Source organism: Paraburkholderia nemoris (genome assembly GCF_905221015.1).
Lineage (GTDB): Bacteria > Pseudomonadota > Gammaproteobacteria > Burkholderiales > Burkholderiaceae > Paraburkholderia > Paraburkholderia nemoris.
This window is the reverse complement of sequence record NZ_CAJNBO010000085.1, coordinates 1-3,690: the sequence shown is the minus strand read 5'-3', so window position 1 is coordinate 3,690 and position 3,690 is coordinate 1. Positions and strand designations below refer to the sequence as shown.

General features: G+C 58.4%; 4 protein-coding genes and 1 pseudogene. 4 read left to right on the top strand and 1 reads right to left on the bottom strand.

Annotation, left to right across the window (positions count from 1 at the left end):
* Positions 1–146: 146 nt before the first annotated feature.
* Positions 147–365, top strand: coding sequence for a hypothetical protein (locus KHO33_RS41665; protein ID WP_211629335.1), 219 nt, complete (start codon positions 147–149; stop codon positions 363–365).
* A gap of 76 nt (positions 366–441) precedes the next feature.
* Here KHO33_RS41665 and KHO33_RS41660 read toward each other — a convergent pair whose 3' ends face one another.
* Positions 442–663 (bottom strand): hypothetical protein, encoded by a 222-nt coding sequence (locus KHO33_RS41660; RefSeq protein WP_200568336.1) that lies wholly within the window; start codon positions 661–663, stop codon positions 442–444.
* Positions 664–1,148: 485 nt separating this feature from the next.
* Between KHO33_RS41660 and KHO33_RS41655 the strand changes: the two genes are divergently transcribed.
* The 3 genes and pseudogenes from KHO33_RS41655 to istA form a co-directional block, all read left to right on the top strand.
* On the top strand, positions 1,149–1,628 hold the full coding sequence (locus KHO33_RS41655) for a hypothetical protein (RefSeq protein ID WP_200568337.1): 480 nt from the start codon (positions 1,149–1,151) through the stop codon (positions 1,626–1,628).
* Between the two features lie 94 nt (positions 1,629–1,722).
* Positions 1,723–2,409: a hypothetical protein gene (locus KHO33_RS41650; protein WP_200568338.1), complete on the top strand. Its 687-nt coding sequence runs from the start codon at positions 1,723–1,725 to the stop codon at positions 2,407–2,409.
* Between the two features lie 97 nt (positions 2,410–2,506).
* A pseudogene (istA, locus tag KHO33_RS41645) lies at positions 2,507–3,592 on the top strand (IS21 family transposase); the annotation flags it as partial.
* Between the last annotated feature and the right edge of the window lie 98 nt (positions 3,593–3,690).

The window sequence follows — 3,690 nt, the reverse complement described above, 5'->3', positions numbered from 1 at the left end:
AAAAACAAGCGGGATTCGCATTGAAATTTCGCAATGCAGAAAATTGCGCGGCGGTAGCCGCGCACAGCGAAGGACGTTGCTTCTGGAGGGGTGTATTTCCGCGGCCTGTTAATGCTTCGCAGCTACAGCAGGAGGTCAGCCGGCGAATCCATCGACTGCAGGAAATCGTCGAGGATGGCGTGAAGATTCGTGTGCCGCGGCCGCAGTTGCAAGAGGCTGACAAGACAGGCTGCAACTGGAACATGACCCACTTCGGCAACGCGGTCGGCTTCGAGCGCGACATCGAGGGCGTGCTCAAGGCCGTGCGTGCGGAATACAACCTCAATACCGAAGTGAAAGACACCGGCAACCCGTTTGGGGACTAACCGCGAAAGACATCGATTCGTCGTTCGTTTTTGATAGCGTGGGCACTAATGATGCGCTTACCTCAGATGGTCTACCTTACGACGCCCCGTCGCAGATATTCCTCGCTTTGAAACCTATGCTTTTCACCAGCATCGACATGGCCGCATGTCGCTCAAAATTGGCGACAACTGACCAATGGACCTTTGGATTCAACCCTGCGCGCCATGCGCTGACCTTGCTGACAAGTCGGCGGAAGAGCTTCCGCACCCGGACCTCACGCTTAACGATACCCGCGAACTGGACGGTGCTCATCGGCATAGCTGGACTCTTGGCCGAGTAAAGGGCCGAGCGGCGGACGGGTATTACGAGCGACGCGCGAAGACGTGAATGTAAAAATGAAACACACGCTCACTTATCGGATTTGATGAATATTCGCTTTCTCGAAACCGACAACCTTATTACTATGGAGACCCGTACCAACGCAAAGCCGCCGCAATATGTGCGGAAGGCCACATACGTTTTACAAAAATCTGACATTTAATTATTTCGTATTCCACAATAAAACCGAACATTCACAGGTCTCATTTCTGGGGTTGACGCTTCACGGTGCTCCAGCTTCGGCGCTGTTTTGACGGCCGCCGGCTAGGGTCGTGCCTTCCGCGATGTTGGGGGTTGTCATGGCAACTGGTTGGAGTGATACGCGCGGCTTCCCACGCAATGGCATCTGTATTGCGATACGGACGCCGGCCACCATTCTTTTCCCCATCGGAGCGCTGGCTGCCTGTAAGACAGGCGGCACCTTCGTGCCCTTCGCACACTTGATTGCGAATCCGCAGGCTGTCACCTTCGCCACTTCGGTCCCTGCTGATTTGTGCCAAGGTGCGGCAGCGGCAGCGCCGGCGAGCGATGGTTATGCAGCCACCTCGCCCACCGGCCAACTCCTCAATACCACGGTCTACCGGGCCCGCCACGAAGCCGGCATTACGTCCGTTGCTATCGACCTTGGCGCGGACAAGGAGAAACCCGACGCCCTGTTCACCGAGGCAACTGACCTGCGCGACCTGGGTGCAGAACAGCTCAAGCAGCGTCAGGCGGCCTCGGATGCCGCGGCCGCTTCGGCTCCGGGTGTTGTCGCAGCCCCGACCGCAGTAGCAGCGGCGCGAGCCTCGGCTGCCGCAAAGACGGGCGCACCCCTCACACAGCCAACGGACATCGACCCGTTCCCTGTCGTAAAGGATGCTGACGATAGCGAGAACGTGCTGCTAACCCTGCTTCCAGACTGATTGGGTGAGGATGGTCCGAAGCACACGGCACCGCAGTGAAAAATGTGGAGCCTAAGTCAGCCGAATAAATTGTCGTGAAACAAGGGAGTGGGAAATGCGAAAAGCAATCGTGATGGGGCTCCTGATTCTCTTTTCTCTGGCCGGCTGCGCAGTCGGCGGCCGGCCGACTACCATCACTAATCCGCTACCACTGTGTGATGACGATAAAATTCAGGTTGATTGCATTAAATCGACAAAAAATCATAAGGTTTCCGAACTAACGCTTACGCAGGACGACAGGCCCACTCTTGGCCTGACTTTCTCAGGAGGAGGCTCGAAATCCTCACCCTTCGTGATGGGGGTGCTCAAGCGTTTCGTTGACGAGGGTTGGATATACAAGACTCAGTACCTGTCGTCGGTATCAGGCGGAAGCTACACAGCTTTTTATCTGTACTATCGTGCGTATAAGGCGGTTCAGGCCTATACCCACGAGACGGAGGCTCAGTCCGTGCACGACTATCTCCGGCCAGACCCCGCATGGCCGGGATTGCGCCGATATTTCGTCGACGCGCGCGCGAATGACAAAAACGAGAATGAACCTCCATTCATCTCGATGCAATCGCCCGACTATGCCGCTAATCCAACGAAGTCACTGGCCGCTATAGATGGCGGGTGTAAAAACCTGACCCAGCAGCCAAGCAAAGACCAGCCTCCTCCTGTCTGGCAAGCACTCAAGCAAGAGGTTTATCAGGGGTGGGTCGAATGTTACCAAGACTTACTGATGACCCATCAGGCCTGTTGATTTGCGCGGAATCCTGACCCACCCTACGCAGTAATTTGCATCGAATATTGACCCACGTAGAACACTGACCTGCTCGGCAACGGGCAGGGGAAACGGAGTGATCGACGTGGCTATATTGAGCATCATCCGACGCTGGCACTTTCGCGATCATGTCTCGTTGCGCGAGATTGCCAAACGGCTTGGCGTGTCCAGAAACACGGTCAGGCGCTACATACGGGCCGGCACCGTCCTGCCCGCCTATCCCGAACGTCACAGCCCCAGCAAGCTCGACGGGTTTGCTGCGAAGCTCGCAGGCTGGCTCAAGACCGAGGCGACCCGGCCGCGCAAACAGCGAAGAACCCTCAAGCAGATTCACGCGGATCTCTGTGCGCTGGGCTTCACCGGCTCCTATGATCGCGTCGCGGCGTTTGCCCGACGCTGGCGACAGGAACAGCACGAGCAGGCAAAGACAACCGGACGCGGGACCTTCGTTCCGCTCCGGTTTGCGGCCGGGGAAGCGTTCCAGTTCGACTGGAGCGAGGACTGGGCCGTCATCAACGGCGAGCGTACCAAGCTGCAGGTCGCGCAACTCAAGCTCAGCCACAGCCGCGCCTTCTTCCTGCGGGCCTATCTGCTGCAGACCCACGAGATGCTGTTCGACGCGCACCATCATGCGTTCGTTGCGTGGGGCGGCATTCCACGCCGCGGTATATACGACAACATGAAGACTGCCGTTGACAGGGTGCGCCCCGGCAAGGTGCGCGAGGTCAACGCGCGGTTCAGCGCGATGGTAAGCCACTACCTGTTTGACGCCGAGTTCTGCAACGTCGCCTCCGGCTGGGAGAAGGGGCAGATCGAGAAGAACGTCCAGGACAGCCGTCACCGGCTCTGGCAGAAGGTGCCGACATTCGGTTCACTCGCCGCGCTCAACGACTGGCTGGCCGATCAGTGCGTGCTGCTGTGGCAGCAGACACGTCACCCGGAGCAGGACACGACGATATGGGATGCGTGGTCGGCCGAGCGGCCGCACCTGATGCCGGTCGGCCAGCCGTTCGATGGCTTCGTCGAACACACCAAACGCGTCTCACCAACCTGCCTCGTGAACTTCGAGCGCAACCGCTACAGCGTGCCGGCGTCGTTCGCCAACCGGCCCATCAGTCTGCGCGTCTACGCGGCCAGACTCGTGTTCGTCCCCGGCGGTCGGTCAAATTCCTCCGGGTATGGTCACTTCAAATTCCCCCACCTGACGACCCGTCGGCTGAGCCACTAAAGCCGCCGGGAGAGGTGTTGCAGGACGTCTAT

Bases quoted from the DNA above. Each gene is read 5' to 3' on its own strand.
- KHO33_RS41660 (WP_200568336.1), bottom strand. From the start codon at position 663: ATGCCGATGAGCACCGTCCAGTTCGCGGGTATCGTTAAGCGTGAGGTC.
- KHO33_RS41650 (WP_200568338.1), top strand. From the start codon at position 1,723: ATGCGAAAAGCAATCGTGATGGGGCTCCTGATTCTCTTTTCTCTGGCC.